This window comes from Gemmatimonadales bacterium (genome assembly GCA_030697825.1).
GTDB lineage: Bacteria > Gemmatimonadota > Gemmatimonadetes > Gemmatimonadales > JACORV01 > JACORV01.
The window spans coordinates 1-5425 of record JAUYOW010000021.1; the positions used below are offsets into that span (position 1 = coordinate 1).

Sequence of the window (5425 nt, forward strand, 5' to 3'; positions counted from 1 at the left end):
CAGGACGGCGGCGACAGCGGCACGCCTGTGGTTCAGGACCGGCATGACAGTCTCCCAGTCAGAGTCCGAAGGCCGAGGGTGGCCTCGTCGGTGCCCGGCGGCGTGCCGGACGTCACCTACCAGACCGCCCAGCTCCGCGGAAGGTAACGCGCGCGCGGTCGACCCCCGTTACTTTCGGAACGGACCCCAAGTCTCTAAGGGCAGGGAGCGTGGAGCCGAGCGATGGAGCGGTGGTGCGACGGGTGCTGGCTGGGGACGTGGAATCCTATCGGATCCTCGTCGAGCGGTACCGCATGGAGTTCGGGCGGTACGCCGTCTCGCTCGTCGGTGATGGTGATGCGGCGGCCGACGCGGTCCAGGAGTCGTTCATCCGCGCGTTCGACTCGCTCGCGAGCTGTCGCGATCCCGAGAAGTTCGGGGCCTGGTTCTTCCGCATCCTCACGAACCAGTGCCACGACGCGGTCCAGCGGCGGAGGCCCAGCGCGGACGTCGAAGCACTCGATCCACCGGCCCGGGAGCGTGCGGACGACGCCCTGGAGCGGAACGAGTTGGGCTTGGCCATCGAGGCGGCGCTTGCCCGGCTCACGCCCGAGCAGCGAGAGGCGTTCGTGATGAAGCACGTGGACGGGCGTTCGTACGAGGAGATGGAAGAACTGCTCGGCGTGGGGGTGGATGCGCTCAAGATGCGGGTACACCGGGCGCGTGACGCGATGCGGAGCATGATGGAGGCGCTGCGATGAACGACGACCGGCTGCTCGAAGCGGTTCGCGCCTACCAGGAGAGCCTGCCGTCACTGGACGCCGGGCTCGATGACGCGGTGATGGCCGCGGTGCGCGCCCGAGCCACGCCGGCGCGCCGGCGCGCCGGATGGCGCTGGCTGGTCGAGCCGCAGTCGCTCAAGGTGCGGCCCATCTGGGCACCGGTGCTCGCGGCCGCGGCGGCGTTCACGATATGGATCGCGGGCCGGGGCCCGGCGCCGGTGGCGCCGGATCCGCTCGCCGGCGCGCGCGCCGCCGCCTTGGCGGACACCGTGTTCGTTCATTTCCAGCTGGCCGCGCCGGGGGCGAGGGTAGTCGCCGTCGCTGGTTCGTTCAACGACTGGCGCCCGGAGGCGCAGCCCATGGTTTTGGGCCGGGACGGCTGGTGGTCGATCACGGTGCCGCTGCCCGTGGGCGAGCACCGCTACCAGTTCGTCGTGGACGGCGCGCGGTGGCTGCCGGACCCATCCGCCCACGCCCAGGTGGACGACGGCTTCGGCGGCGCGAACAGCGTGATCGTGGTAGGTCCCAGAGGGTTGGTGAGATCATGAACGCGAGTCGCATGACAGCGGTGGTGCTGCTGGCGCTTCTGCCGGCACTGGCGGCGGCCCAGGAGGCCGATGTTCGCGCGCAGCTCCTCGCGCGGGGGCTGCCTCCGGAGCTGACCGGCCAGGTGGCCGCGATCGCCGCGGAAGCGGCCGCGCGGGGCGTGCCCACAGGGCCGCTCGCCGACAAGGCCATCGAGGGTTGGTCGAAACACGTGCCGGACGCGCGCATCCTGGGCGCGGTGCAGGCGCTGTCGGCGCGCCTCGGCGACGCGCGTGAGGCGGTGCGCGCGGCGGGACTGGCATCGCCGCCCGGCGAGGTCGTAGCGGCCGCGGCGGAGGCGATGGGGCGGGGGATAGGGCAGGCGCAGATCGGCGAAGTGGTGCGCGCGGCCCAGACGCCCGCCGCCGCCGCGCCAGGACTCAACGTTGCGGCGGCGCTCGTCGCCGAGGGGCTCGCGAGCGAGCAGGCGGTCGCGGTGGTCGTGGACGCGCTGCGGGCAGGGCGCCCCATCGCGCAGATACTCGACATGCCGTCGGTGGCGCGGGCGATGCAGGCGCAGGGGATGACTCCCGCCGACGTCGGTCGCGAGATGATGCGAGGAGGCGGGCCGCACCAGCGGCCGCGGCCAGGACGGGGCATGGGTGTCCGGCCGCCCGATGTGCCTCCCGGGCCGGTGCGCCCGCGTAATCCCCGCGATGGCGGCGGGATGCACCGCCCCCCCCCCGCGGCCCTGACGGTGCGGGGAGGCCGGTGAGCCACCGCGCGCACCTCGTCGCCGCGACCGCCCTGCTCGTCGCGGTCGGCGGGCCCCTCGCGGCGCAGGATCTCTCGCTGCGCCTGGGCGGAGTTCGCGCCCGCTACGCGGACACCCTCACCGGATCGGCCGGCGCGTTGGCCGGCCGTCTCGCGTGGGAGACACCCAACCTCCGAGCAGCGTTCGACGGCAACTACACGCGCTTCACTTCCGGCGCCTGGACTACCCAGTTCAGCGGGACCGCGCTCGGCGTGCGCTCGATGGGCTCAGGGCTGGGCCTCGGGGTCCAGGCGGACGTTTACGGCGACTACCTGACCGGCGGCTCGTGGAGCGGCACGGCGTCGGCGGGGCCGGTGGTCGCCGTGCCGGTGGGCCGGTGGCTGGCCGCGGCGAGCCTGACGGCCGGAGGCCTTCGGCGCATCGACGAATCGTCCGACACCAGGCTCGGTGCTTCCCTGGTGGTCCGCCGTGATCTCGGCTCGATCGCGCTCGACGCCGGGGTCGCCGGGACGCGGGCCGGAGCGGTGCGCTTCGCGGACGCCACGTTAGGCATCGGTTTCAGGAACCCGGCGTTCGGCGTCGCCGCGCTGGTCGGAGCGCGCGCCGGCGACCTTTCCGGCAACCCGTGGGTGCAGACCGAGGCCGACCTCCGCGTCACGCCACTCGTAACGCTCGAGGCGGCCGGGGGCACGTACCCGCGCGACGTGACGGGATTCACGAGCGGCGTCTTCGTGAGCCTGGGGATGCGGGTCGGCGGGTCGGTGGGCGGCTTCGCGGGACGGGCGCGTTCCGGTGTCCCGCAGCCTAACGCCGAGCGAAGGGTGCGGGTGGAGCCGCTCGCTGAGCGCGAGGCGCGCGTGACCTTCCTGATGTCGGATGCGACCGATGTCGCGATCGCCGGCGAGTGGAACGCCTGGACGCCGGTCGTCCTCACGCCGCTCGGCCGGGGCGCCTGGCAGGCAGTCCTTCCTCTCAGCCCCGGTGCGTACCGCTTCTCGCTCGTGGTGGATGGCGAGCGGTGGGTTGTCCCGACGGGCGTGCCGAATTTGCCGGACGGCTTCGGCGGCTCGGTGGGGCTCCTCGTCGTCGGAAGCGTCCGCCGGTAGTCGCGCCGCGCGCGTAAGGGGTTATCTCCCTTACCGCACTCCTGTTAGCTTCCTAGCCGCAACCAAGCCGTTCAAGCTGAAAGGACCCCATGCGCCGGTTCGTCGCCGTCGCCGTCGCTCTCGTCACGCTCGCGCCCTGCGCAGTCGCGCAGCAGCTCGCCCCGCCGTCCACCGGCGGCATCGCCGCGCTCGACCATGCCCTCGGCCTGCTCAACCAGAACAAGCGCGTCCTCATCATCGCCGCACACCCCGACGACGAGGACACCGAGCTGCTCACGTTGCTCTCTCGCGGCTTGGGCGTGGATGCCGCGTACTTGTCGCTGTCGCGCGGCGAGGGAGGTCAGAACCTCATCGGTCCCGAGCTGGGAGATGCGCTCGGGCTCATCCGTTCGGGTGAGCTGCTCGCCGCGCGCTCGCTCGACGGCGCTCACCAGTTCTTCACCCGTGGCTTCGACTTCGGGTTCTCGAAATCGCTCGACGAGACCTCGCGCTTCTGGCCCCCGGACACGATCCTCGCCGACGTGATGCGCGTGATCCGGCGGTTCCGGCCGCAGGCCATCGTCGCCGTCTTCGGCGGCACCCCGCGCGACGGTCACGGCCAGCACCAGATGTCCGGCGTCGTGGCGCGGCGAGCATTCGAGCTGCTCCGTGACTCGGTCTGGGGCCCGAAGAAGCTCTACGGCAGCGCCCGCTTCGACACCGCGGCGGCCACTCTCCGCATCGCGTCGGGCCAGCTGGATCCAGTCGAGGGGCGCTCTTATCTCCAGCTTGCCATGGCGGGACGGAGCCTCCACCGCTCGCAGGACATGGGGCAGCTCCAGCGGCTCGGCACTTCGACGATCCGCCTGGCGCTCATCCAGCCGGCGCCCGGCCCCGCCGCGCTTGCGGGTACGGCCTCCCGTGCGCCGGGGGACGCGCTGTTCCGCGGGATCGACACCTCGCTCGCGCCCGGCCTCAGCCGCTACGCGATGCTGATCGACTCGGCCCGTACCCTCTTGGGTCCGAGGACGACGGAGCGGGTGACGACACTTCTGTTGCGCGCGCTGGCCGAGCTGAGGCGGGCCGGCCCGGCCGACTTCCGGCGCGGGAAGGAGCCGCTGCTCGAGGAGGCGATCGCCAATGCCGCCGGGGTGGTCGTGGACGCGGTGGCCGATGACGGGCGAGTCGCGCCGGAGCAGGCGCTGAACGCGTCGGTGAGCACTTGGAATGCGGGGCGGGCCGCGGTCTCCGTTCGCGAAGCGGAGATAGAGGCGCCGCAGGGCTGGAGCGTGGCGCAGGCCCAAGCGCCGGCCGCCGCTAGTGGCGAGGACCCGATCCGTGCCGCGTTCACGGCGACCAGCGGAGTCGAGACGCGCCGCTTCACCGTGACAGCTCCGGCCTCGGCCGATCCTTCCACGCCCTACTTCCTCGCGCGACCTAGGGTTGGCGCGTTGTACGACTGGTCCGCCGCGCCCGACTCGCTGCGCGGAGAGCCGTTCGATCCGCCGCTTCTCATGGTCCGGGTCACGCTCGACGTGAACGGCACGCCGATCACCCTCCGCCGCGAGATCAGCCAGCGCTACAACGACCAGGCTCGCGGCGAGGTCCGCAAGCCCGTTGTGGTAGTGCCCACGGTGGGCGTGAGCGTGACACCGGAAGTGCTGGTGTGGCCCGTTCCCGCGGCCGGTACGCGTAGCGTCACCGTCGAGCTGGTCCACGGCGCGCGCGGCCGAACCGAGGGCGAGGTCCGGCTCGAGCTGCCCGGCGGCTGGCCCGACGTTCCGGCGCGGCGATTCGTTCTGGAGGGGGAGGACACGCGGCGCAGCTTCACCTTCGAGGTACGGGCCCCGCGCAACCTCGCGCCGGGTGAGTACGCGATCCACGCGGTCGCAATGGCTGGAGGACGACGCGACGACCACGCATCCGTGGTCGTGGAATACCCCCACATCCGTCCGGTCGCATACGTCACGAGCGCCACGGTGCGGGTCGCGGCGGCCAGCCTCACGCTGCCGAGCGCGCGGCGCGTGGGCTATGTGCGCGGCGCCGCGGATGTCGTGCCCGAGCTGCTCACCTCCGTGGGACTGCCCGTTGCCGTGCTCGGCGCGACCGACCTCGAGCGCGGCGACCTCTCCGCCTACGACGTCATCGTGATCGGGAGTCGCGCCTACGAGACCGACTCGGGACTGGTCGCGAACAACGGCCGGCTGCTCGACTACGTCCGTGGCGGCGGCCGCCTCATCGTTCAGTACCAGCAGTACCAGTTCGTGCGCGGCGGCTTC

5 protein-coding genes are annotated in these 5425 nt (G+C 72.4%); all 5 read left to right on the forward strand.

What is annotated here, in order from left to right; translation table 11 throughout:
- The first annotated feature begins 209 nt into the window (after positions 1–209).
- Complete coding sequence (locus Q8Q85_01010) at positions 210–740, forward strand: RNA polymerase sigma factor (protein ID MDP3772826.1); 531 nt, start codon at positions 210–212, stop codon at positions 738–740.
- On the forward strand, positions 737–1309 hold the full coding sequence (locus Q8Q85_01015) for an isoamylase early set domain-containing protein (protein ID MDP3772827.1): 573 nt from the start codon (positions 737–739) through the stop codon (positions 1307–1309). Before Q8Q85_01010 ends, Q8Q85_01015 begins: the two co-directional genes overlap by 4 nt.
- Positions 1306–2061 carry a hypothetical protein gene (locus Q8Q85_01020; protein ID MDP3772828.1) on the forward strand — a complete coding sequence of 252 codons (756 nt, stop codon included), beginning with the start codon at positions 1306–1308 and terminating at the stop codon, positions 2059–2061. The genes Q8Q85_01015 and Q8Q85_01020 overlap by 4 nt, the downstream gene beginning before the upstream one ends.
- Positions 2058–3167, forward strand: a complete 1110-nt coding sequence (locus Q8Q85_01025; GenBank protein ID MDP3772829.1) for a hypothetical protein — start codon at positions 2058–2060, stop codon at positions 3165–3167. The genes Q8Q85_01020 and Q8Q85_01025 overlap by 4 nt, the downstream gene beginning before the upstream one ends.
- An 89-nt stretch (positions 3168–3256) precedes the next feature.
- A partial coding sequence (locus Q8Q85_01030; protein MDP3772830.1) for a PIG-L family deacetylase occupies positions 3257–5425 on the forward strand: 2169 nt, incomplete at its 3' end.